At 42.1% G+C, this 22,421-nt stretch carries 25 protein-coding genes and 1 pseudogene; 17 read left to right on the top strand and 9 right to left on the bottom strand.

Features of this window, described 5'->3' with window-relative positions:
- Nucleotides 1–23: 23 nt before the first annotated feature.
- Nucleotides 24–644: a hypothetical protein gene (locus ACP26M_RS00595; RefSeq protein ID WP_426585219.1), complete on the bottom strand. Its 621-nt coding sequence runs from the start codon at nt 642–644 to the stop codon at nt 24–26.
- Nucleotides 645–792: 148 nt separating this feature from the next.
- Here ACP26M_RS00595 and rpsF point away from each other — a divergent pair, with 148 nt between their 5' ends.
- From rpsF to ACP26M_RS00570, 5 genes are all read left to right on the top strand, one after another.
- The gene (gene rpsF, locus ACP26M_RS00590; RefSeq protein ID WP_090528512.1) at nt 793–1,161 is read left to right on the top strand and encodes a 30S ribosomal protein S6; all 369 of its coding nucleotides are present in this window, start codon (nt 793–795) and stop codon (nt 1,159–1,161) included.
- A complete protein-coding gene (gene rpsR / locus ACP26M_RS00585) occupies nt 1,161–1,424 on the top strand; it encodes a 30S ribosomal protein S18 (RefSeq protein WP_022833472.1) in 264 nt (87 codons plus the stop codon). Before rpsF ends, rpsR begins: the two co-directional genes overlap by 1 nt.
- A 15-nt stretch (nt 1,425–1,439) precedes the next feature.
- Nucleotides 1,440–1,883, top strand: coding sequence for a 50S ribosomal protein L9 (gene rplI, locus ACP26M_RS00580; protein WP_091166691.1), 444 nt, complete (start codon nt 1,440–1,442; stop codon nt 1,881–1,883).
- 206 nt (nt 1,884–2,089) lie between these two features.
- The gene (gene mtgA / locus ACP26M_RS00575) at nt 2,090–2,761 is read left to right on the top strand and encodes a monofunctional biosynthetic peptidoglycan transglycosylase (RefSeq protein WP_426589785.1); all 672 of its coding nucleotides are present in this window, start codon (nt 2,090–2,092) and stop codon (nt 2,759–2,761) included.
- Between the two features lie 115 nt (nt 2,762–2,876).
- The gene (locus ACP26M_RS00570; RefSeq protein WP_426585215.1) at nt 2,877–3,962 is read left to right on the top strand and encodes an alpha/beta hydrolase; all 1,086 of its coding nucleotides are present in this window, start codon (nt 2,877–2,879) and stop codon (nt 3,960–3,962) included.
- A gap of 2 nt (nt 3,963–3,964) precedes the next feature.
- Here ACP26M_RS00570 and ACP26M_RS00565 read toward each other — a convergent pair whose 3' ends face one another.
- The 3 genes from ACP26M_RS00565 to gyrB form a co-directional block, all read right to left on the bottom strand.
- Nucleotides 3,965–4,261: a YciI family protein gene (locus tag ACP26M_RS00565; RefSeq protein WP_426585213.1), complete on the bottom strand. Its 297-nt coding sequence runs from the start codon at nt 4,259–4,261 to the stop codon at nt 3,965–3,967.
- A 32-nt stretch (nt 4,262–4,293) separates the two neighbouring features.
- Complete coding sequence (locus ACP26M_RS00560; RefSeq protein WP_426585211.1) at nt 4,294–4,905, bottom strand: YdeI/OmpD-associated family protein; 612 nt, start codon at nt 4,903–4,905, stop codon at nt 4,294–4,296.
- A gap of 158 nt (nt 4,906–5,063) precedes the next feature.
- Nucleotides 5,064–7,022 (bottom strand): DNA topoisomerase (ATP-hydrolyzing) subunit B, encoded by a 1,959-nt coding sequence (gene gyrB / locus ACP26M_RS00555; protein WP_426585209.1) that lies wholly within the window; start codon nt 7,020–7,022, stop codon nt 5,064–5,066.
- A 535-nt stretch (nt 7,023–7,557) separates the two neighbouring features.
- Here gyrB and ACP26M_RS00550 point away from each other — a divergent pair.
- Both ACP26M_RS00550 and ACP26M_RS00545 read left to right on the top strand, forming a co-directional pair.
- Complete coding sequence (locus tag ACP26M_RS00550; protein ID WP_426585207.1) at nt 7,558–8,154, top strand: OmpH family outer membrane protein; 597 nt, start codon at nt 7,558–7,560, stop codon at nt 8,152–8,154.
- A gap of 124 nt (nt 8,155–8,278) precedes the next feature.
- The gene (locus ACP26M_RS00545; RefSeq protein WP_426585205.1) at nt 8,279–8,758 is read left to right on the top strand and encodes a nucleoside deaminase; all 480 of its coding nucleotides are present in this window, start codon (nt 8,279–8,281) and stop codon (nt 8,756–8,758) included.
- A 93-nt stretch (nt 8,759–8,851) separates the two neighbouring features.
- Here ACP26M_RS00545 and ACP26M_RS00540 read toward each other — a convergent pair whose 3' ends face one another.
- From ACP26M_RS00540 to ACP26M_RS00525, 4 genes are all read right to left on the bottom strand, one after another.
- Entirely contained in the window at nt 8,852–9,259 is a 408-nt protein-coding gene (locus ACP26M_RS00540) for an RNA-binding S4 domain-containing protein (RefSeq protein ID WP_426585203.1), read from the bottom strand.
- Between the two features lie 3 nt (nt 9,260–9,262).
- Complete coding sequence (locus ACP26M_RS00535; protein ID WP_426585201.1) at nt 9,263–10,213, bottom strand: ADP-ribosylglycohydrolase family protein; 951 nt, start codon at nt 10,211–10,213, stop codon at nt 9,263–9,265.
- Nucleotides 10,214–10,263: 50 nt separating this feature from the next.
- Nucleotides 10,264–10,458: a hypothetical protein gene (locus ACP26M_RS00530; protein ID WP_426585199.1), complete on the bottom strand. Its 195-nt coding sequence runs from the start codon at nt 10,456–10,458 to the stop codon at nt 10,264–10,266.
- Between the two features lie 333 nt (nt 10,459–10,791).
- Nucleotides 10,792–10,965, bottom strand: a complete 174-nt coding sequence (locus tag ACP26M_RS00525) for a lysozyme (RefSeq protein WP_426585197.1) — start codon at nt 10,963–10,965, stop codon at nt 10,792–10,794.
- A gap of 73 nt (nt 10,966–11,038) precedes the next feature.
- Here ACP26M_RS00525 and ACP26M_RS00520 point away from each other — a divergent pair, with 73 nt between their 5' ends.
- The 10 genes and pseudogenes from ACP26M_RS00520 to cysN all read left to right on the top strand — a co-directional run.
- On the top strand, nt 11,039–11,461 hold the full coding sequence (locus ACP26M_RS00520; RefSeq protein WP_090528543.1) for a hypothetical protein: 423 nt from the start codon (nt 11,039–11,041) through the stop codon (nt 11,459–11,461).
- Between the two features lie 267 nt (nt 11,462–11,728).
- A complete protein-coding gene (locus ACP26M_RS00515) occupies nt 11,729–12,544 on the top strand; it encodes a 2,3,4,5-tetrahydropyridine-2,6-dicarboxylate N-succinyltransferase (protein ID WP_426585195.1) in 816 nt (271 codons plus the stop codon).
- A gap of 122 nt (nt 12,545–12,666) precedes the next feature.
- Nucleotides 12,667–13,791 (top strand): glycosyltransferase family 4 protein, encoded by a 1,125-nt coding sequence (locus tag ACP26M_RS00510; RefSeq protein ID WP_426585194.1) that lies wholly within the window; start codon nt 12,667–12,669, stop codon nt 13,789–13,791.
- A complete protein-coding gene (locus ACP26M_RS00505) occupies nt 13,784–14,353 on the top strand; it encodes an L-threonylcarbamoyladenylate synthase (protein WP_091166671.1) in 570 nt (189 codons plus the stop codon). Before ACP26M_RS00510 ends, ACP26M_RS00505 begins: the two co-directional genes overlap by 8 nt.
- A 364-nt stretch (nt 14,354–14,717) precedes the next feature.
- Nucleotides 14,718–16,130: a CCA tRNA nucleotidyltransferase gene (locus ACP26M_RS00500; protein ID WP_426585191.1), complete on the top strand. Its 1,413-nt coding sequence runs from the start codon at nt 14,718–14,720 to the stop codon at nt 16,128–16,130.
- A 41-nt stretch (nt 16,131–16,171) separates the two neighbouring features.
- Nucleotides 16,172–16,831, top strand: coding sequence for an IS1096 element passenger TnpR family protein (locus ACP26M_RS00495; protein ID WP_426585189.1), 660 nt, complete (start codon nt 16,172–16,174; stop codon nt 16,829–16,831).
- A gap of 105 nt (nt 16,832–16,936) precedes the next feature.
- A complete protein-coding gene (locus ACP26M_RS00490; protein WP_426585187.1) occupies nt 16,937–18,025 on the top strand; it encodes a mannose-1-phosphate guanylyltransferase in 1,089 nt (362 codons plus the stop codon).
- A 36-nt stretch (nt 18,026–18,061) separates the two neighbouring features.
- Nucleotides 18,062–18,985, top strand: a complete 924-nt coding sequence (gene miaA / locus ACP26M_RS00485; protein WP_426585185.1) for a tRNA (adenosine(37)-N6)-dimethylallyltransferase MiaA — start codon at nt 18,062–18,064, stop codon at nt 18,983–18,985.
- A 169-nt stretch (nt 18,986–19,154) separates the two neighbouring features.
- On the top strand, nt 19,155–20,060 hold the full coding sequence (cysD, locus tag ACP26M_RS00480) for a sulfate adenylyltransferase subunit CysD (RefSeq protein WP_426585183.1): 906 nt from the start codon (nt 19,155–19,157) through the stop codon (nt 20,058–20,060).
- A gap of 51 nt (nt 20,061–20,111) precedes the next feature.
- Nucleotides 20,112–21,359 (top strand): annotated as a pseudogene (gene cysN, locus ACP26M_RS00475) (sulfate adenylyltransferase subunit CysN); the annotation flags it as partial.
- Between the two features lie 114 nt (nt 21,360–21,473).
- Here the strand turns inward: cysN and fcl are convergent.
- The gene (gene fcl / locus ACP26M_RS00470) at nt 21,474–22,418 is read right to left on the bottom strand and encodes a GDP-L-fucose synthase (protein WP_426585181.1); all 945 of its coding nucleotides are present in this window, start codon (nt 22,416–22,418) and stop codon (nt 21,474–21,476) included.
- Between the last annotated feature and the right edge of the window lie 3 nt (nt 22,419–22,421).

Below are 22,421 nucleotides of genomic sequence, written 5' to 3'. Positions count from 1 at the left end.
TATCAACACAATCTCTTCCTTGTTTACAAAATATCTATCGATACTATTTCCTTTACTGTATAATATCCTTTAGCCTGCGGCAGATACACTTCCATATCCTTCCAGGTTATCTGCAGTTTTTTACCGGCAAGTTTAGCCGGTGGAGCATCCATAAATTTCTCAGACCCGGGAAACTGCCTGAGCCAGATAAATGATTTTTCGGACGCCGCCTTATCTGTTATAACAATATAATTAAATCCCTTTGTATCAATCCGTTTAAATACGCCGGTAGTAACCTGGGTACCGGTATCCTCAGCATCGTCATCCTTTCCCATTTTCATGGCCAGTTGCATAAAAGATCCGCATTTTTGCTTCATCAGGTTTTTACCAATCTCCACGCCTACTTTACTCATTGCCGGTTCATCGGTTACCTCAACATTTTGCTCTTTGGCTACATCCAGCAGCAAGTCGGCATGGTTTTCAAAACACTTTTCAAAAGCATCATTGGCTGCCTGTTTGGTAGATATCTTCGCCACATCAATTTTGGACAATTCTTTACAAAGCGAATCAAGCAGGCGTTGTTGCGCGGGCCCTATTGTTTGTGCTTTTATTGCACTGGTTGTTGTTAAAAAAAATGCGATAAAAAGGAGCAGGTTCTTTTTCATAATATTAATTTAGCTGCTAATATAGCGCTGCCGGGCTAATTTGCTGTTATACACGTAGCATTTCATCTAAAAACATTTGATTGTTTCAATAATTACCTCTACATTTGCAGCCCCGTTATAGCGGGTAAATAATTAAAAATCAAGTATAATGCAACAGTACGAAATCGTGATCGTTCTAACCCCGTTGCTTTCAGAAGAGACTGCTAAAGAGGCAAATGCCAAATACAGCAAAATTCTTACTGATGGCGGAGCCGAAATTGTCCAGGAGGATAATTGGGGTTTGAGAAAATTAGCGTACCCAATTCAAAAGAAAACTACAGGGTACTATCACTTAACTGAATTTAAGGCTCCGGGTGAATTAATTAACAAATTGGAGATAGAGTTAAGGCGCGATGAGCGTGTTTTGCGTTTCCTGACCATTGCTTTGGATAAACATGCCATTGCTTACAATGACAAAAAACGTAGCGGTGCTTTTAACAAAAAACCAGCAGCTAAAGCAGAGGAGGCAGCAAACTAATGGCTAACGAACAAATTAAATACGTTACCGCTCCAAAAGTGGAGGATAACCGTAAAAAATACTGCCGTTTCAAAAAGAACGGTATCAAGTATATTGATTACAAAGACGCAAACTTTTTATTGAAGTTCATTAACGACCAAGGTAAAGTATTACCACGCCGTTTAACCGGTACTTCATTAAAATTTCAGCGTAAAGTGGCCCAGGCTGTTAAACGCGCACGCCACATCGGTTTATTACCTTACGTTACAGATTCATTAAAATAATAGGAGATTTAAGAAATGGAAGTTATTTTAAAACAAGATGTAAAAAACCTGGGTGATAAAGACGATATCGTAAATGTGAAACCAGGTTATGGCCGTAACTACCTTTTACCAAAAGGCTACGCCATATTAGCTACTGAAAGCGCACGTAAAGTTTTAGCCGAAAACCTTAAACAAGCTCAATTTAAGCAAGAAAAAATCCGCAAGGATGCTGATGCTATTGCAGCTCGTTTAGAAGGTGTTAAACTTAACATTGGTGCTAAAGCCGGCGAAACAGGCAAAATCTTCGGTGCTATCAACACTATCCAAATTGCTGATGCATTGAAAAAAGAAGGTTTTGAAGTTGACCGTCGTCGTATCACTTTTGATCAGGAGCCAAAATTTGTTGGTGAGTATGTTGCCAACATCAACCTGCACAAAGAAGTTAAAGTACAGGTTCCGTTTGCAGTAGTAGCGGAATAATTATATTTCGGAATTCGGAGTTTCGATTTCGGATTTCTGGAAAAATTTTAGAATTTTAGAGGGTGTTTTGCTAAAGCAAAGCACCCTCTTCTTTTATCAGGAAATATTTTATAACTGTGTTCAAATTCTTCGGCAAAAACAACCAAAAATCAACGTCGGGCAAACGGAATTCAAAATCGGATTCAAAATTTTATGGCATCCCTAAATTGATATTCAGAATTTTTAAACTGATATTCATCCTGTTTTTTGGTTTAAGCCTTTTGGGTGTCATTGGTTACCGTTTTATAAACCCTCCTTTTACCTGGTTAATGATCGAACGCGGCTTCCAGCGTAAATCGGCAGGTAAGGAATGGAAGATAGATAAAAAGTGGAAAGATTTTGACGAGATCTCCGACAATATGAAACGTGCCGCCGTTGCTGCCGAAGATCAGACCTTTTTAGAGCACCACGGCTTCGATTTTAACGCCATCGAAAAAGCTATCGAAAAAAACTCGCACAGCAAAAAACTAATTGGCGGCAGTACTATATCACAGCAGGTAGCCAAAAATATTTTCCTTTGGGAAGGCCGTTCCATACTCCGTAAAGGTATCGAAGCTTATTTTACCATATTGATAGAAACCTTTTGGAGCAAAAAACGCATCATGGAGGTTTACCTGAACGAGATTGAAATGGGCGATGGCATATACGGTGTTGAGGCTGCTTCGCAGGCTTATTTTCACAAACCGGCCTCCGATTTAACCCGGCAGGAAGCTGCCGCCATAGCGGTGATTTTCCCAAGCCCGCTAAAATGGTCGGCCACCAACCCAACCAAATATTTAAAGCACAGGCAATACCTCATTATGAAAAATATGAAAAGGCTGGGGCCGCTGGATTTTTAGCCCCCTGCCCTCTAAAGGGGGAATGAAAATTCCTCTCCCGGTATTCCTTTTTTATTTCAGCAACGCTGTAACCTTTTGTAAATTAAGACTATCTTAATTTATATAACCACACGCCATGTTGAAACAAAGTATCAAGACCAGCCTCTGTCTGCTTGCTTTTATCTTTTTCGCAAACATTGCTGCCGCGCAGGTTAAAAGCGATACCCCCGCCCCTTTTACCGACAAAGACATGGTGCAATGGGACTATCACTCAACAGTTATTGGCGAAGATTACACCATTTATGTACATTTTCCCCCGGGCTATGATACTACTAAAACCAAATATCCGGTGTTGTACATGACCGATGGCGACTGGAACATGACCGTTGCCATGAACTGCTTCAACATGCTCCGGCAGGATTATGAAACCACCGAAGCACTCATTGTAGGCATTGGTTACGGCAGCCGCCTAAATCAACGTAGCCGCGATCTGAACCCCGCAACCGGCGGACCAAAGTTCATATCATTTATTGAGCAGGAAGTAATTCCTTTTATACAAAGCAAGTACCGTGTAACCGATAATAAAGCCTTATATGGCTATTCGTTTGGTGGCATGTTCGCCACCATGGTATTGTTTGAGCACCCCAACCTGTTTAACATGATTTTCATAGGCGCTCCGGGCAACAGCGGAAGTGAGCTGATCCCTTCGGCTAAGAAATATTTTGTCAATAATCATGACATTAACTGCAGGGTGTTTTTAGGCGTAGGTTCTTTTGAGCTCTTAACCAGCAAAAATATTCAGGATTTTAAAATCTACATGCAAAACCAGCATTGTAAAGAGCTTGATATTGCTACCGCAATCACCCCAAATGCCGGGCATGGGGCAGCATTGGCGCAAGTAATGCAAAACGCAATAAAATTTGCTTATTGCAAACAGCATAAGGCCATTAATATACCAGCAAAGCAACTGGAACAATATGCAGGTAATTACCAGATAGCAGGCGATGAAAAAAACATATTCAAGACTTATGTTGCTGAAGGCAAGCTATACTTCGTCCAAAATGATGCAATACCTATGGTAATTGTACCATATGCAAAAGCTTCGTTCTTTATGTATGAAAATGAACGGGCCGATATTACTTTCAATACAGACGGCAACAAAATGTACATGGTTTTCAGCTTTCCAAATGAAAAACCAACCCGGCTGGATAAAATAAACTAAACCTATTCTGCACCGTCCAGCAGTGCCGTTAAATCTGGGTGATACACGGGAGTTAAGAACTCGGTGACGGTAAATTCAGCAAGTTTATGCTTGTAAAAGGGATCTTCGGTAATGATCTTCTCTATTTGCTCCTTTGAGCCTGCAAAGGCCAGGATTACCCCACCCGTGCGCGGCACCTTAGGCCCCCAAACAACAAATACCTTTTCATCATAATATTTATTAAGATGCTTCAGATGGACTTCCATATAAGCATCAATCTCTTCAAGAGGGGCGATATACTTAAGATCGATGAAAAACATAAGCGTTAAGTTTAATATTCGGTATTTGGAATTTACTTGTACTTCCAGTGCCTTGATTTACCTTCAGTAAGCCACTCAGCGGCGGTTTCCATACGCTTAAGGCGGGTGGCCTCGGTTTTGGCTTCGGTTATCCATTCAATATACTCTTTTTTCTGCGAGTAGCTGAATTGATTAAGGTTTAACCAGGCTTGCGGATGGGCTTCTAAAAATTTCACGAAGTAGTCAGGTACTACCAGCTCCTCGCGTTGGGCGGGCGACTTTTTTTGGGAAGCCGGCCTCGGTTTATTGTCCTCATTTAAAGCAATCGCCTGTTGTATAAACTCAACAAGTACTTCCTTTGGAGGAAGGTCATCAATACTGGTCAGGCGGCCGAAGCTACCTGCAGCCTGATCAGCCAGGCTCAATACCTTTTGTGGGTCGTATAATAACGATGCCTTCCAAAAACCAAATGAGCAATGCTGTTTAAAAGCAGCCATATTGCAAACCACACCTTTATAATCAAAAAAAGGCATGCTCCATTTCATGGTTTCAATTATCATAGGCGAGGCTTCATGCACCACAGCTCTCAGATAGTTTAAAATCGGCTTCGCAAATTCGGGCGATTTTTCGATGTAGGTATCAACCCGGTTATCGTAATATTCCATAATTAAAGTTAGCGATTACAACAACTCCGGCAAAATGGATTTAAATACGCCCTGCCAAAACCGGATGGGTACAAGCTCCTGCAAAAAAGGCCCGCTTCAAAAAGAAGCGGGCCTTAAAAATGTATCAACCATCTCTCCCCTTCAGGGGTCGGGGGGGCTTATGAATCTATCTTAGCGTATTTAGCGTTGCGTTCAATGAACTCGCGGCGCGGAGCAACCTCATCACCCATCAGCATGCTGAAGGTATGGTCGCACTCGGCGGCGTTTTCAATGGTAGCACGTTTAAGCGTGCGGGTAGCGGGGTTCATGGTAGTATCCCAAAGCTGGATATCGTTCATCTCACCCAAACCTTTGTAGCGTTGTACGTGTACACTGTCTTCTTTGCCCGCACCTTTAAGGCGCTGGATAGCGGCATCGCGCTGTACATCGTTCCAGCAATATTCGTACTCCTTACCTTTTTTAACCTGGTAAAGCGGCGGCGAGGCAATATATACGTAACCAGCCTCAACCAGCTCCTTCATGTAACGGAAAAAGAAGGTAAGGATCAGCGTGGTAATGTGCGAACCGTCCACGTCGGCATCCGTCATGATAATGATCTTATGGTAACGGAGCTTGGTTAAGTTAAGGGCTTTATCATCTTCAGGCGTACCGCGGCTTACGCCCAAACCGGTAAACATGTTCTTGATCTCTTCGTTTTCGTAAATTTTATGCTCCATGGCTTTCTCCACGTTCAGGATCTTACCACGCAATGGTAAAATAGCCTGATACTCGCGGTTACGGCCCTGTTTGGCGGTACCACCCGCCGAGTCACCTTCGACAAGAAATAACTCGCAAAGGGTTGGATCGCTATTGGCACAATCAGACAGTTTGCCCGGTAATCCAGAGCCTGTCATCACGCTCTTGCGCTGTACCATTTCGCGCGCTTTACGGGCGGCGGCACGCGCAGTAGCGGCAAGGATCACTTTATTTACAATCAGGCGGGCTTCTTTAGGGTTCTCTTCTAAAAAGTTACCCAAAATTTCACCCACAGCCACGTCAACCGCGCCCATCACCTCGTTGTTACCCAACTTACTTTTGGTTTGGCCTTCAAACTGAGGCTCCTGCACTTTTACTGATATAATAGCAGTTAATCCTTCGCGGAAGTCATCGCCGCTGATCTCAACTTTTACGTTTTTCAGCAGGCCCTCTTTATCTGCATAGGCTTTTAAGGTACGGGTTAAACCGCGACGGAAGCCCGCTACGTGTGTACCACCCTCAATGGTGTTAATGTTATTTACGTACGAAAAAACATTCTCGCTGTAAGTATCATTATACTGCAGGGCAAGCTCAACCGGGATACCTCCCTTATTACCGTCTACATAAATGGGCTCGGGGATGATCGATGTACGTGTTCCGTCCAAAAACTTAACAAACTCGCGCAAACCACCTTCTGAGAAAAACTCTTCGCTACGGAAAGTACCATCTTCCTGGGTTTCACGCTCATCGGTTAAACTCAGGCGAATGCCTTTGTTCAGGAACGACAGTTCACGCAAACGGGCAGCAAGCGTATCATATTTATACTCTGTAGTGGTAGTAAAAATCTCCGGATCGGGCTGAAAGGTTTGAATAGTACCTGTTTTATCAGATAAGCCAATTTCCTTAACATCAAACATTGGCTTGCCGCGTTCGTATTCCTGGGTAAAGATCTTGCCTTCACGGTGCACAAGGGTCTTCACATGGGTTGATAATGCGTTAACGCAACTCACACCCACACCGTGTAAACCGCCGGATACTTTATAAGTATCCTTATCAAATTTACCACCGGCGTGCAAAACGGTCATTACAATTTCAAGCGCCGATTTACCTTCTTTTGTATTGATACCTGTAGGAATACCACGACCGTTATCTGATACGGTTATGGAATTACCAACATGTATAGTAACTTTTATATCATCGCAATAACCGGCAAGGGCTTCGTCGATAGAGTTATCAACTACTTCATATACAAGGTGGTGCAACCCTTTAACACCTGTATCCCCAATGTACATCGACGGACGCTTACGTACCGCCTCTAAACCTTCTAAAACCTGTATGTTATCTGCTGAATAATTGGATTTATCCTGAATTTCTTCGCTCATATTTATTTAATGAAACAATCTTCAAAATTACAAAAAATACCCCGTATTAACGATTATTTGTGGATAAAAGTACAGTTGTGGAGAGTTGTCAGAATCAGAATTTACAGGATTTTAGGATTAACAGAATACTTCGTCTGAACTCTAATTTTGTAGAACTTGTCACATTTCAAACCCTGCCAATAAAAAGTCAGGTTCAGAAATCTGAAATCAAAAATCCGATATTCAAAATCATTAATGGAGTTACCTGCGGCCGCTATCCGCGCATACGCCTGCTGGCAATACGCTCATGGCCGGTATCCACTCTCATAATGCAAAATGCCGTAAAACGAGGACCGTAGTGGATAAGAAAGACTTTGCCGCTTGTGGCTTTGCGCGCAAATTAAAATCCTCCAAGCCATCACAATAAATCCCATCTGCATATTTGTAATTTGAAATTTGCACATCTGTTTGCTCCCAAAATCACCTCATCTAAAATTAGGATACTTGCAATGAAAGATTATCTTTGTCAAAATTTTATAATATTTTTATTGAGATAATGAAAACCAGTGCTTCAATTTTAACCAAGCTTACTTTAGGATTAGCCATTGCAGGTAGCGTTGCCGCTTGTAACCAAAATAAAACCGCCGATAAACCGGCTGCTTCAACAACTGCGGCAACGCCTGATAAAGAAACCATTGTTTATGTAAACTCTGACTCTTTATTAAACAAGTACGATTACTTTAAGGATATGTCAAAACGCCTTGAAGAAAAAGGCAAAGCATCACAAACCGATCTGCAAAACCGCGGTCAGGCTTTTCAGCGCCAGGTTGCCGAGTACCAGAAAAATCAGGCTACCATGCCTGCCGATCAGCGCCAGGCCACCGAGCAACAGTTACAGCGTAAACAACAGGAATTACAAGGCTACTCTCAAAATGCAGGTGCCGAGTTCCAAAACGAGCAAGCCTCTGAAAATGCTAAACTGTATGATAAAATTGCCGACTTTGTAAAAGGTTATGCTAAAGAAAAAGGCTACAAACTGGTGTTAACCTATTCAAAAGCCAATCCAACCGTATTGTATGGTGATCCATCTTTAGATGTTACCGTTGACGTTGCCAAACGCCTTAACGAAGCTTACGCTAAAGACAAAAAATAATATACGATTTGAAAATTTGATGATGTAGTAATTTGAAAATTACAAGTCATTTTCAAATATTCAAATTGACACATTTTCAAATTAAAACCTCAACTTCAGTTGAGGTTTTTTAATTTAGGACAATATGGAAAATACGGCACACGAAAAATTTATGCGCATAGCTATTGAGCTGGCCGAAGACAATGTAAAGCGCGGAATAGGCGGCCCTTTTGGGGCTGTAATTGTTAAGGATGGCATGATAGTAGCCCGCAGTGCCAACCGTGTTGTGTCCACTAATGACCCTACCGCACATGCCGAAGTCTCGGTGATCCGCCTGGCCTGCCAGGAGTTGGAAGCCTATAACTTAGCGGGTTGTGAAATTTATACCAGCTGTGAGCCCTGTCCCATGTGCCTGGGCGCCATTTACTGGGCCCGTATTGATAAAATTTATTACGCCAATACCAAAGCGGATGCCGCCGCAATAGGGTTCGACGATCATTTTATTTACGATGAATTGGAAAACCCAATGGATAAACGCAAACTTCCTTTCGTGCAGCTCCTTCGGGATGAAGCATTAACCGCCTTTAAACTTTGGGAAACAACCGAGCATAGGGAACATTATTAAGTTGCTCCTTAAATCTCCCCTAAAGGGAAGACTTTTATAATACATTATCCGGCTTTCAGAAGCCCTCTCCCTTTAGGGGAGGGTTGGGTTGGGCTATCCCTCTTCTTTTTCCTCAAAAAAATTATCTTTCAGGTCATCAATTTCGCGCCTGTCGGCCTTGGTAGGGCGACCAGTACCACGATCTCGCTTAAGTATCGGGGCGTGAAACATTGATTTAAATGCCTGGGTTTGTTCAACCGGGGTTATATCTTCATAAAAATTCACAGCCGTTTTGGCGTCAACCCGGTTTTCGAGCAGACCTGTTACCTTCACTACCTTGCGCTCTATACCCTTAGCTACCTGGTAAACATCGCCAATTTTTACCTCGTACGATGGTTTTATATTTTTACCATCCAGTTTTACGCGGCCAGCTTTACAAGCATCAGAAGCCAGTGTGCGTGTTTTAAAAACGCGGATGGCCCACAGGTATTTATCTATTCTAAGTTTTTCTTTTTCGGCCATTTATCATTTCCTTTTATATTTATCGGCCAGGCGTTGGGCCAATTCATCAATATCATTTTTACGTGCAATCATAAGTATCCAGTGTTCGGGAATACTTTCAATGCCATAAAGCAAACCGGCCAACCCGCCGGTAACTGCGCCGGTTGTATCGGTATCGAGCCCCAAATTTACTGCTTTTAACACGGCTTCGCTATAGCTTGTTGTGGTTAACAAACACCAAATTGCCGCTTCAAGTGTATGCAGCACGTAACCGCTACTTTGGATTTCATTTACAGGATGTTCGTGAATATCATTATTCAGCAACCTGTTAAACAAGGCTAACTCATCTGGATTGATGGTTGTGCCAGCTAAAAATGTTCTTACCTCAGTATTTGCTTCATGATAAGCAGCTAATGCGTTGGCATTAGTAAGCAATTTCCGGGCAAATTCAAGGTAGTAGAAACAGGCTATTACCGAACGTACATGCCCATGAGTTATAGATGATACTTCTTTTACAATCGCAAAACGTTCCTTTACCGACTTATCTTTAATATAAAATAACAAAGGCAGGATCCGCATCAATGAACCATTACCGTTTGATGATTCATCGAATTCACCGGCTAAATCCGGCCTCGCTTTGCGTAAAACCCTTTCAATTGCAGCCCGGGTAGCAATGCCAACATCAAATACCTCTCCCCGTGCTGTCCATTGCGCGTCGTATAGCCAGTTAACAAAACTATTCGCAATTTTTTGCAGATCGTAACCATCTGCCAAAACATCAGCAAGGCAAAAAGTCAACGAGCTATCGTCAGACCATGTGCCGGGCAACTGATCATAAGTGCCAAAACCTATCATGTCAGTCACCGGCTTTTGAGCGATGTTTTCTCTCGACCTGAATTCAACAGGAACACCAAGTGAATCACCGATAGCGACACCGAAAAGTACATCTTTATAAAAGTTTCGATTTACTGCCATAGTGCTAATTAACGCATTTTTAAATATGCGACAAATCAGCTGCGCAAAACTTATTTTGGCAAATCCCTTTTCACAAATTTCCGATAAAGATATTCGGCATAACCAACGCTGATATAATCAGGGAATTTCCAGTGTGGATAATAGCGCCTTTGGATGTATTTGAGAAAGCTAAAAAACAAAACGCCAAAAATAAGCAGCAATGCCAGGCCAAGTAAAATAATGGCAATTAGGACAAATGGGGTCATACTTTAGGGGATAATCAGGGTTTATAATCAATTAAAAAGTAAAAATAGCCATATCAACCTCCTGTAATTTAAGAGATTGATATAAGAAAATATTTATACGCTGAATAAAATGCTATTGTTTATTTTTTTTATAAATTATTATCCAAAAAACGATCACAAAAAATAAGCCTCCCCGACACTCGCTGTCCGGAAGGCTTTGACACCTAATTAGTTTAAACGTTGGTTTCCGTTTACATAAAATTAAGGCTTACTTAATGTTTTTTATATAGCTACCCATCGATTGTCCGGATATTGTATAAATGTGTGTAAAACAAGGCTCTGTAAGTCAAAATATTATACGTAAACATTCAAAAAAAGGTCATCACATTGGATTTGAGTGATGATATCACCTTCTTTTACTGGTTTACTGTTCGGATAATAAGTACAGCCTATACAGATAGTCCAAACACCTACAATATCTTTGTAAGCATGTAAAACTACACCTTCTTCATTCTTAATGAATCCCAAGCCTTCTTTATCAATTTCACATTAATAAATATTAGACCGAAGTATTTTTATCTTTGATAACCGAACCTACAGGATGAATATCTTTAAAACGATTTTAGGAGTTTTATTTGCCTTTTTAATTTTTACTGGCCTGATATCTGCATTAGCATACGCCAACCCTTTAAATGATTTTATGGCTAAAAACATTGTTACTGATGCAATGTATCATTTCCTTGTGTTCTTCATTCTGTGTTTTGTTCTGATAGTACTTACTGCTTATTTCGTTCCCCGGCCTAAAAAAATCGGGGTTTCAATATCGACCATCATTTCTTATTTGCTTGTTGGTGTAGCAATCTTTTACCAATTTGCTATATTGAAAAACCCTGTCAATTTCGTTTTGCCGTTCAGCGTATCAGGAGTAGTTTTAGGTTTGTCTTTAGGACTACTTTTAAGCAAAAGACTTTTTAAAAAGAAAGGTTGGGATTCTACCAAAGCAATCGAATTGGAGACTTATTGAAATTCCGGGGTGAATTTTCACTATACTCTTTAGGGTATTCTGTTTTTTCGCCATTATAAGTAATGGAGTAGCGAACAAACCACTTTTTATTATCTTTGTCCCTGCTAATCTTCTTCGGAAGTGTGCAAGTAAATAAATTCATAACTCAAAAAACATTAATATAAGGTAATCAATTTTGTCCCTGTTTTGTCCCTTTATGGCCATGAAGGCATCAAAACAGCATAAAAGTAAAAAATCCTTTAATTTGCCAAAAGTTTAATTTCACCAATGCAAGATCTTAAAAAACTGATTGAAGAGGCCTGGGAAGACAGGAACCTGCTGAACTATAATGAATACACCAACGCCATTGAAACCGTTATTGACCGTTTGGACAAAGGCGAGATCCGTGTGGCCGAACCCATTGGCACACGCTGGCATGTAAATGAGTGGATTAAAAAGGCGGTTGTTTTGTATTTCCCGACCAGGCAGATGGAAGAAATTAAAACCGGCCCTTTTGTTTTTCATGACAAAATGAAACTCAAAACGGATTACAAGCAAACCGGCGTTCGCGTGGTACCTCATGGTATTGCCCGCTACGGTGCCCACCTGGCCAAAGGTGTTATCATGATGCCATCGTACGTAAACATTGGCGCTTATGTAGATGAAGGCACCATGGTTGATACCTGGGCTACTGTAGGCTCATGTGCGCAGATTGGCAAACATGTACACTTAAGCGGTGGTGTTGGTATTGGTGGTGTATTGGAGCCGTTGCAGGCTGCCCCGGTTATTATTGAAGATAACTGCTTTATTGGCTCACGTGCCATTGTTGTTGAAGGTGTACATGTTGAACACGAAGCCGTATTAGGCGCAAACGTGGTATTAACCGCATCAACCAAAATTATTGATGTTACCCACAGTACTCCAATTGAATATAAAGGCCGTGTACCTGCCCGTTCGGTAGTAATTCCAGGTTCATATACCAAAAAATTTGCAGCCGGCGAATACCAGGTGCCTTGCGCCCTGATTATCGGTACCCGTAAGGAATCAACCGATAAAAAAACGTCATTGAATGATGCCCTGCGTGAAAACAACGTAGCGGTATAATATAGTCTGAAGTCGTAAGTTTAAAGTCATAAGTGATTGTTGGGTATTTAATCCGCCTTCATTTATGGCTTTAAATATTAATAAGCGACTTAGAACTTAAAACTTCCGACTTAAGACTTAACATGAAGATAGGATACGATGCTAAACGGGCTTTTTATAATAACACGGGCTTAGGCAATTACAGCCGCTGGTTAATTAAAGGCGTAGCATCGCTCAATCCGATCAATACTTTATATTTATATACGCCAAAGGCAAAAGCCAATCCCCGGCTTAATTTTATTGGCGATTATCCTAACATCCGCACCGCAATTCCTAAAAGTAAATGGTTTACCTCATGGTGGCGCAGCAAGGGAATTATTAAAGATCTTAAACGCGACGGCATTGAACTATATCATGGTTTAAGCCATGAGTTGCCTTCAGGTATTCAGGCAAGCGGCATCAAGTCGGTTGTTACGGTGCACGACGTTATTTTTATGCGGTACCCGAAACAGTTTGGTGCAATTAATTACCGCATTTACCTGGCAAAGGTTAAACATGCCTGCCGCGTTGCCGACAAAATCATCGCCATAAGTCAGAAAACAAAAGATGACCTTGTTGAACTGCTTGGCATTGATCCAGAAAAAATCGGAGTCATTTACCAGGGATGTGACCCTTCGTTTGCAATTGAACAAACCGCCGCGCAGAAATCGGCAGTAAAAGAAAAATATAACCTGCCAAACCGTTTTATTTTAAGTGTTGGCACTATTGAAGAACGTAAAAACCTGCTGTTAACCGTTAAGGCGTTAAAAAATATCGATGACATAAAACTGGTGGTAATTGGCAAAGAAACCCAATACACAGAATTGGTTAAAACGTATATAACGGCTAATAACTTAAACCACCGGGTAATATTTTTAAAAGACGTTACATTTGCAGAGTTACCGGCTGTTTACCAGCTGGCGTCGGTATTTGTTTACCCGTCACGGTACGAAGGATTTGGTATACCCGTGTTAGAAGCTTTAAACTCCGGCACGCCGGTTATAGCAGCAACAGGCTCCTGCCTTGAAGAAGCAGGCGGGCCGGGCAGCCTTTATGTGAACCCTGATGATGATACCGGTCTTGCCGAAAAACTAAACCGGGTACTTAATGATGAGGGCTTAAGGCAAACCATGATCACCAAAGGCCGCGCTTACGCAGCCAATTTTACCGATGATAAATTAAGCCGGCAATTAATGCAGCTTTACCAAAACATTTTGAACCATGCTTAGAGACGAAGTAGCCAAGGCTTTTAAAATTGTACAAGAGGGTGGCATCATCCTTTATCCTACCGATACCATTTGGGGCATCGGCTGTGACGCCACCAACACCGAAGCCATTCAAAAGATCTACCGCCTGAAACAGCGCGATGAGGCCAAAAGCATGATCATTTTGCTGGATACTGAAAACAAGCTGGAAAGCTATATCAGTGAAGTAAACCCGCTGGCCTTTGAACTGATTGAATATGCTGAAAACCCTTTAACACTGGTAATGCCGGGTGCTAAAAACATTTCTCCGGCATTAATTGCCGCCGATGGCAGTGTGGGGATCAGGGTTGTAAAAGACACCCCTTTTTGCCAGCAGTTGATTCAGCGTTTACGCAAACCATTGGTTTCAACATCAGCTAACATCAGCGGGAAACCTTCGCCACAGTATTTTTCGCAAATAGATCAGGAAATTATTGATGGCGTTGATTATGTAGTTGATTTAGAGCAGCATAGCAAAGAGATCAAAACACCGTCAACCATCATGAGGTTGGCCCCTGATGGCAGGTTTGAGTTTTTGCGTCGTTAACGAGAGATTAGAGGTTGGAGATTAGTGATTAGTTAAAAAGGCATTTTTGAAAATATCTTTTGACAGAAACATTTTTGGAAAATCTTTGGCGTAACCCCTCTATATATTCAATATATTGACTATCAATTATTTAAATCAAAATAATTTAAATTATATTAACCCTGTTAACCCCCCATCGTGCAGAAAGTCGGAAGTATGAGGTCCAAAGTCTGAAGTCTGAAGTCTGAAAATTTTGTTTATTAAGCGGAAAGATACTTAGGACTTTCCACTTAAGACTTCCCACTTAAGACTTTTGACTTTACCGGGGCATTTTACCAATTAATCTTACCTTTGTACCCTTATCAGCATTTTTAAGCATCAAACTATGCAACAACACCTCAGGCATCCCGTATTTTCTGTTATATCCCGTTTAGCGGGCGAACAAAATGTACAGGCCTTTGCTATAGGTGGTTTTGTGCGTGATATTTTCCTGAACCGCCCGTCGAAGGATATTGACATCGTAATTATTGGCAACGGGATAGCTTTTGCCGAAATTGTTGCCAATACACTTAAAGTTAAACTGGCGGTTTATAAAAACTTCGGTACAGCCTCGCTCAAATACCGCGATCTGGAGATAGAGTTTGTTGGCGCCCGCAAAGAATCGTATCGCCGCGACTCGCGCAAGCCAATTGTGGAGAATGGCACTTTGGAAGATGATCAGAAACGCCGCGATTTTACCATCAACGCGCTGGCCATTTCACTGCACCCCGATTCATTTGGCGAGTTACTTGATCCCTTTAACGGCATTGCCGACCTGGAAAATAAGCTGATCCGTACGCCGCTTAACCCTAACGAAACATTTTCTGATGATCCGCTGCGTATGATGCGGGCCATCAGGTTTGCCACTCAGCTCAATTTCAGGATTGATGATATCGCTGTTGAAGCCATTAAAACCACGGCCGACAGGATCAGTATCATATCGCAGGAGCGGATTACCGATGAACTGAACAAGATCATCTTGTCGCCGGTACCATCAATAGGTTTTAATTACCTGTTTGATACCGGGCTGTTGCATAAAATCTTCCCGCAAATGGTAGCCCTTTACGGGGTTGACTATGTAGATGGCAAAGGCCATAAGGATAACTTTTACCATACACTACAGGTACTTGACAACATCTGCGAAACTACTGACGACCTGTGGTTACGCTGGGCTGCTATACTGCATGACATAGCCAAACCAGCCACCAAACGTTTTGAGCCCGGCCACGGCTGGACCTTTCATGGCCATGAAGACCGCGGCGCACGCATGGTGCCCAAGATCTTTGCGCAGCTTAAGCTGCCGCTGAATGAAAAAATGAAGCAGGTTCAAAAGTTGGTGCAGCTGCATTTAAGGCCCATCGTACTTTCACAATCCATAGTTACCGATTCGGCAGTGCGGCGTTTGCTTTTTGAGGCAGGAGATGACATTGAGGCACTCATGTTGTTGTGTAAAGCAGACATCACCACCAAAAATGAATATAAGGTTAAAAAATATCGTAACAATTTTGAGCTTGTTCAACAAAAATTAAAAGATGTTGAAGAGCGCGATAGTATCCGTAACTGGCAACCGCCGGTTACCGGTAACGATATCATGACCATGTTTGGGATAAAAGAAGGCCGGGAAGTAGGAATAATCAAAAATCAGATCCGCGAAGCCATCTTGGAAGGCGAAATTCCCAACAGTCGTGAGGCCGCATTAAGCTTTACAATAAGCAAAGGCCTTGAAATTGGCTTAAAAGTTGTGACTACCCCAAATTAAATTAAAACATTATTATTTTTGTCCAAAATCTACAATAAGCAATGGCAGTATACAGGTTCAGGGTTACTTTTGAAGACTACGATGACGTTATGAGAGAAATTGATGTAAAATCAAATCAAACTTTCGAAGACCTTCACCGCGCAATTCATCAGTCAACCGGGTATAATCCGGAATTTTCTTCATCATTTTATATTAGCAATGACCAATGGACCAAGGGTGAAGAAATAACTTACCTGCCTAACCAAAGGCGTATTGACCGTGGTGTATCATTAATGAATAAAGTAAAGCTGTTGAGTTTTATTGATGATCCGCACCAAAAATTTTACTATACATTTAATTTCGATCGTCCGTTTGATTTTCATGTTGAACTGATGAAGATCATTTTAGATGAAACACCAGGTACTACCTACCCTGCCGTTGTAAAATCAGTTGGCGAGGCCCCAAAACAATTTGGCAACTCATTTAATGCTACCGTTTTACCGCCTGTTACCGAAGATTTCGACTTTTTGAACGAAATGGCCTTTAACCCGGAGGATGCCGAAGATTTTTCGGAAGTTACAGATACCGATGATCTGCCGGAAGAAAAACACAGCGGTGGTGAAGAAGAAGAGGAGGAAGATGAATTCGGCAATGAATTTAGCGATGATGAAGGCTTTGATGATGATGAAAAGCCAGGCCGCGGCGGTAGCGATGATTATTAAATCACAAAAAACGAGTATATAATTTATATACTCGTTTTTTATGTTAGGTCACCTCACTTGTTTTGTTACTTTAACCAGCTCATAATAATTTACCCCCATTTATCAATGAATAACAAAAATTACTATGCCATAATTATGGCCGGAGGAATTGGAAGCCGCTTTTGGCCGATAAGCCGTACATCGCACCCCAAACAGTTTATAGATATACTCGGTACCGGTAAAACCTTAATACAAAACACCTACGAACGTTTCCTGAAAGTTTGCCCCAAAGAAAATATTTACGTTGTTACTAACGAAAACTACACCAAACTGGTAAAACAACAATTGCCCGATATGGAGGATCAGCAGATCCTTACCGAACCGGTAATGCGTAATACGGCACCTTGTGTTGCCTATGGCTGTTTTAAAATTGAAAGCCTTAACCCCGATGCCGCTATTGTTGTAGCCCCTTCTGATCAGCAGATCCTGGATGAAGATGCTTTTGTTGCCGCTATCGAAAAATCATTGCAGACCGCCGCTTCAAATGACTACCTGATAACCCTGGGCATTAAACCATCAAGGCCAGATACCGGTTACGGATATATCCAATACACTGATAACGTTATCAATGATGAGTTTCATAAGGTAAAAACCTTTACCGAAAAACCCACTCTTGAAATAGCTAAAACCTTTATTCAAAGCGGCGACTTTTTATGGAACGCCGGCATCTTTGTTTGGTCGGCCAAAACCATTGTTAAGGCCTTTAATCAGTACCTGCCAGAAATGCATGAGATCTTTGCCGAGGCAAGGCCGGTTTATAACTCGGATAATGAAAAGCCGCATGTACATAACATTTACCAGCAATGCGTCAATATCTCGATAGATTACGGCATTATGGAAAAAGCAGATAATGTGTATGTACTACCTTCGGATTTTGGGTGGAGCGATCTGGGTACCTGGGCATCAATATATGACCTTGCCGAAAAGGATTATGTAGGCAATGCCGTTATCCCCGCCGAAAAAGTGATCATGTATGACTCTTCAAACTGCATGGTAAACGTGCCGGGCGAAAAACTGGTAATATTGCAGGGGCTGCATGATTATATCGTAGTAGAATCGAACAACTCCCTACTCATTTGCCCTCGCGACCAGGAACAAAACATCAAGCAGGTTGTGGCTGATGTAAAAAATAAGTTCGGGACGAAGTATATTTAGTTACCGACATTTTTGATATGAGTAAAGCTTAGGCTTATGAACATGACGCAGGGTAATAAAACCCTCATTGTAGTTGCCGGCCCCACTGCAGTAGGGAAAACAGCTGCAGCTATTAAGTTGGCGCAGCATTCCAATACTGTGGTGGTTTCTGCCGATTCGAGACAATTTTTCAGGGAGATGAGTATTGGCACTGCCAAACCCGATGAAAGCGAGTTGGTTGCGGCCAAACACTACTTTATCAATTCGCACTCCATATCCGAAAGTTTTTCTGTTGGCGATTTTGAAAAGCAGGGGCTTGCGCTTTTAGATGAACTTTTTAAAGTACATGATAAGGTGATCCTGGCGGGAGGATCAGGTTTGTACATTAAAGCTATTTGTGAAGGCTTTGATGACTTGCCCGTAGCCGATATTTCAGTACGTGAAAAACTAAACCGGCAACTGGAAAACGAAGGAATTACAACATTACAAAAACACCTACAACAGGTCGATCCGGATTATTATACCCAGGTCGACCTTAATAATCCTCAGCGTATCATCAGGGCGTTGGAAGTTTTTGAAACCTCAGGTAAACCGTTTTCATCTTACCGCAACGCCACTGTAAATAAAAGACCTTTTAATATTATCAAACTGGCGCTTGATATGCCCCGCGAAAAATTGTATGAACGTATAAACCTGCGCGTCGATCTGATGGCTAAACAAGGCCTGATTCAAGAAGTAAAAAACCTCCTTCCCTACCGTCAACTTAATGCTTTAAATACAGTGGGCTATTCTGAGCTGTTTGATTACTTTGATGGCAAGACCGGCCTTGATGAAGCCCTTCTGCTTATAAAACAAAATACCAGGCGTTTCGCCAAAAGGCAGCTTACCTGGTTCAGAAAAGATAAAGATTTTGTTTGGTTTGATGCCGGTGCTCCCGATGTTATTCACCAAATGATCAAAACGATTGAAACAACTGCATAAAGGTATTATTATAAATAGCTGCCCCGCCGAAAAGCACACAAAATTAATCCAAATCTTCATTGCTAAATTCCAAATAGATAGCGTTTAAATTAGCACAAATGCGTATAATTGCAGTTTAAATGCCAAACTCTACTATTTATGTGGGGTTAGCAGTGTTTTTATTGGTAACATGCATAAATATTATCTTACTCATCTGCAGGAATTAGAATCAGAGGCCATTTACATTATCAGGGAAGTGGTTGCACAATTTGATCGTCCTGCCATCCTGTTTTCGGGCGGGAAAGACTCTATTGTTGTAACACACCTGGCAAAAAAGGCATTCTGGCCCGCTAAAATCCCAATGCCCCTAATCCATATTGATACTGGTCATAACTTTCCTGAAACTATGGAGTTTAGGGATAAGCTGGTTGAAAGCCTTGGCGTACAACTCATTGTAGGCTCGGTTCAGGAATCAATTAACAAAGGCCGTGCAGTTGAGGAAAGTGGTATCAACGCCAGCCGCAACGAGTTGCAGATAGTAACCCTGCTTGATACCATCGAAAGCAATAAGATAGATGCTGCTATCGGCGGCGCACGCCGTGACGAAGAAAAGGCCCGTGCTAAAGAACGTTTCTTCAGTCACCGCGATGAGTTTGGCCAGTGGGATCCTAAAAACCAACGCCCCGAGCTTTGGAATATCTTTAACGGCCGCAAGCGCATGGGCGAACACTTCCGTGTGTTCCCCATCAGCAACTGGACCGAAATGGATATCTGGAACTACATTCTGCAGGAAAACATAGCTATACCTTCATTATACTTTGCACACCAGCGTAATGCCGTTTACCGCGATAATACCTGGCTGCCTGCTTCGGAGTTCTTACAGCTTAGGGAGGGTGAAACTATCGAAAATAAGCTCATGCGTTTCCGTACCCTGGGCGATATCACCATCACCGGCGGTATCGAATCAGACGCTGATACCCTGGAGAAGATAGTTGCTGAAGTATCAGCAACCCGCAGCACCGAACGGGGCAACCGAAGCGACGATAAACGCTCGGATACTTCAATGGAAGACAGGAAAAAGCAAGGTTATTTTTAAATTTGATTCAATGAGCCTTCAGGCAGCCAAGCCCGGAGCAAAAAACATACCACCACAATGGAATTATTACGTTTTACTACAGCAGGTAGTGTTGACGATGGTAAAAGTACCCTTATAGGGCGCTTACTATACGATTCGAAATCCATCTTTGAAGACCAGATGGAGGCTGTAAAACAATCGAGCGAGCGAAAAGGACTTCAGCATGTTGATCTATCATTATTAACTGATGGTTTACGTTCGGAGCGTGAGCAGGGCATTACCATTGACGTGGCCTACCGCTATTTTGCCACGCCTAAACGCAAATTTATTATTGCCGACACTCCCGGCCATATCCAGTATACCCGCAACATGGTTACTGGCGCTTCGACCGCCAACCTTGCCCTGGTGCTTATTGATGCACGCAAAGGCGTGGTAGAGCAAACGTGCCGTCACTCGTTCATCGCATCGCTGTTAAAAATCCCTCACATTATTGTTTGTGTAAACAAAATGGACCTGGTTGATTACAGCGAAGAAGCGTTTAATAAAGTAGTTGAGCAATACGAAGCATTTGCAGCTAAAATTGATGTTACTGATATCCGTTTTGTACCGATCAGTGCTTTAGCCGGTGACAATGTGGTTAACGACTCGGAAAATATGCCATGGTACAAGGGTGAAAGCTTGCTGCATACACTGGAAACTATTCATATTGCAAGCGATGAAAACCATTCTGACGCCCGCTTCCCGGTGCAAACAGTGATCCGTCCGCATGCGGATGAATATCATGATTACCGTGGTTATGCCGGCCGGATAGCTGGCGGTATTTTCAGGCCTGGCGATAAGATCACTGTATTGCCGTCAGGGTTAACATCAGCAATAAAATCTATTGACACTTATTCGGGCCCGGTCGAGGAAGCTTTTGCACCAATGTCGGTTTCCATTACACTGGAGGATGATATTGATGTAAGTCGCGGCGATATGATTGTTAAAGACGACAGCGAACCACAGGTGAGCCAGGACCTTGACGCCATGATTTGCTGGATGGCACCCCGCGGCCCACGCCCAGGTGCTAAATATCATCTCAAAACTACTACCCGCGAGGTAATGTCGATCATTAAAGAAGTTTATTATAAACTGGATATCAATACGCTTGAAAAGCAGGAAGAAAATACTGATATTAAGATGAACGAAATGGTGAAGATCCGCTTACGCACTACTCAACCCGTAGTGTTTGACGAGTATCGCAAAAACCGTATTACCGGTTCATTGATCCTGGTTGATGAATCAACTAATGAAACGGTAGCAGCAGGGACATTCTTATAGCCCTTAACTTTACCGAGGAGACGGTTAGCAAACCAGTTTTTCAAATCATAAAATAAGAGGCCGGATTTTAGAAAATCCGGCCTCTTATTTTACATAAATCGCAATACCGCTCAATTATCTTTGTGCAACCTGTTGGCCATTGACTAAAAAGTCATTATAAGCAATCGCAATACCTTGCTCTAATGTAGTATGGTATTTCCAGCCCGCATTGTTCAATTTGGTAACATCCATCAATTTACGAGGCGTTCCATCAGGCTTAGAGGTATCAAAATTAATTTCCCCCTCATAACCAATTATTTTCTTGATAAGCAAAGCCAGATCTTTTATAGAGATATCTTCGCCCGTACCTACATTGACCAGACCCGGCTCATTATAGTTTTGCATCAGGTAATAACAGGCTTCGGCCAGATCATCGGCAAATAAAAACTCACGCATCGGCACACCGGTACCCCATATGGTAACAGCAGGTGCCCGCTGCACTTTTGCTTCATGGAAACGGCGGATCAATGCGGGCAAAACATGCGAATTCTGAGGATGATAATTATCATTGTAGCCATACAAATTGGTTGGCATAACAGATATATAATTGCAGCCATACTGGGTACGATATCCATCGCACATTTTTATACCGGCTATTTTTGCAATGGCATAGGGTTCATTTGTTTCTTCAAGCGGACCTGTTAACAGATAATCTTCCTTCAGCGGCTGCGGAGCCATCTTAGGATAAATACAGCTTGACCCCAAAAACATCAGTTTTTTTACGCCATTCAGATATGCATTGTGAATAATATTATTCTGAATTTGCAGGTTATCATACAAAAATTCAGCACGGTATGTATTATTGGCCACAATCCCTCCCACCTTAGCGGCCGCAAGAAAAACATACTCCGGTTTCTCCAACACAAAAAAATCAGCTACCTGTTGCTGGTTGCGCAAATCAAGCGCTGGCGATGTACGGGTAATAATGTTGGTAAATCCCTCTTTTTCCAGCTTGCGAAAAATTGCTGAACCAACCATGCCCCGATGGCCGGCTATATATATTTTTGCATCTTTTTCCATCGA

Source organism: Mucilaginibacter sp. R-33, assembly GCF_049949235.1.
Taxonomy (GTDB): domain Bacteria; phylum Bacteroidota; class Bacteroidia; order Sphingobacteriales; family Sphingobacteriaceae; genus Mucilaginibacter.
The sequence above is the reverse complement of the archived record's forward strand: the minus strand, read 5'-3'. Positions and strand labels throughout refer to the sequence as shown.

What these genes read in the sequence shown, in the direction of transcription:
- ACP26M_RS00565 (WP_426585213.1), bottom strand. Translation starts at nt 4,261, where the DNA reads ATGTTTTTCATCGATCTTAAGTATATCGCCCCTCTTGAAGAGATTGAT.
- ACP26M_RS00515 (WP_426585195.1), top strand. Translation starts at nt 11,729, where the DNA reads ATGCAAGATCTTAAAAAACTGATTGAAGAGGCCTGGGAAGACAGGAAC.
- ACP26M_RS00520 (WP_090528543.1), top strand. Translation starts at nt 11,039, where the DNA reads ATGAATATCTTTAAAACGATTTTAGGAGTTTTATTTGCCTTTTTAATT.
- ACP26M_RS00540 (WP_426585203.1), bottom strand. Translation starts at nt 9,259, where the DNA reads ATGGCCGAAAAAGAAAAACTTAGAATAGATAAATACCTGTGGGCCATC.
- cysD (WP_426585183.1), top strand. Translation starts at nt 19,155, where the DNA reads ATGCATAAATATTATCTTACTCATCTGCAGGAATTAGAATCAGAGGCC.
- ACP26M_RS00530 (WP_426585199.1), bottom strand. Translation starts at nt 10,458, where the DNA reads ATGACCCCATTTGTCCTAATTGCCATTATTTTACTTGGCCTGGCATTG.
- ACP26M_RS00560 (WP_426585211.1), bottom strand. Translation starts at nt 4,905, where the DNA reads ATGGAATATTACGATAACCGGGTTGATACCTACATCGAAAAATCGCCC.
- ACP26M_RS00595 (WP_426585219.1), bottom strand. Translation starts at nt 644, where the DNA reads ATGAAAAAGAACCTGCTCCTTTTTATCGCATTTTTTTTAACAACAACC.
- ACP26M_RS00495 (WP_426585189.1), top strand. Translation starts at nt 16,172, where the DNA reads ATGGCAGTATACAGGTTCAGGGTTACTTTTGAAGACTACGATGACGTT.
- ACP26M_RS00500 (WP_426585191.1), top strand. Translation starts at nt 14,718, where the DNA reads ATGCAACAACACCTCAGGCATCCCGTATTTTCTGTTATATCCCGTTTA.
- rpsR (WP_022833472.1), top strand. Translation starts at nt 1,161, where the DNA reads ATGGCTAACGAACAAATTAAATACGTTACCGCTCCAAAAGTGGAGGAT.
- rpsF (WP_090528512.1), top strand. Translation starts at nt 793, where the DNA reads ATGCAACAGTACGAAATCGTGATCGTTCTAACCCCGTTGCTTTCAGAA.
- ACP26M_RS00545 (WP_426585205.1), top strand. Translation starts at nt 8,279, where the DNA reads ATGGAAAATACGGCACACGAAAAATTTATGCGCATAGCTATTGAGCTG.
- ACP26M_RS00490 (WP_426585187.1), top strand. Translation starts at nt 16,937, where the DNA reads ATGAATAACAAAAATTACTATGCCATAATTATGGCCGGAGGAATTGGA.
- ACP26M_RS00510 (WP_426585194.1), top strand. Translation starts at nt 12,667, where the DNA reads ATGAAGATAGGATACGATGCTAAACGGGCTTTTTATAATAACACGGGC.
- ACP26M_RS00535 (WP_426585201.1), bottom strand. Translation starts at nt 10,213, where the DNA reads ATGGCAGTAAATCGAAACTTTTATAAAGATGTACTTTTCGGTGTCGCT.
- ACP26M_RS00505 (WP_091166671.1), top strand. Translation starts at nt 13,784, where the DNA reads ATGCTTAGAGACGAAGTAGCCAAGGCTTTTAAAATTGTACAAGAGGGT.
- gyrB (WP_426585209.1), bottom strand. Translation starts at nt 7,022, where the DNA reads ATGAGCGAAGAAATTCAGGATAAATCCAATTATTCAGCAGATAACATA.
- ACP26M_RS00550 (WP_426585207.1), top strand. Translation starts at nt 7,558, where the DNA reads ATGAAAACCAGTGCTTCAATTTTAACCAAGCTTACTTTAGGATTAGCC.
- miaA (WP_426585185.1), top strand. Translation starts at nt 18,062, where the DNA reads ATGAACATGACGCAGGGTAATAAAACCCTCATTGTAGTTGCCGGCCCC.
- rplI (WP_091166691.1), top strand. Translation starts at nt 1,440, where the DNA reads ATGGAAGTTATTTTAAAACAAGATGTAAAAAACCTGGGTGATAAAGAC.
- ACP26M_RS00570 (WP_426585215.1), top strand. Translation starts at nt 2,877, where the DNA reads ATGTTGAAACAAAGTATCAAGACCAGCCTCTGTCTGCTTGCTTTTATC.
- fcl (WP_426585181.1), bottom strand. Translation starts at nt 22,418, where the DNA reads ATGGAAAAAGATGCAAAAATATATATAGCCGGCCATCGGGGCATGGTT.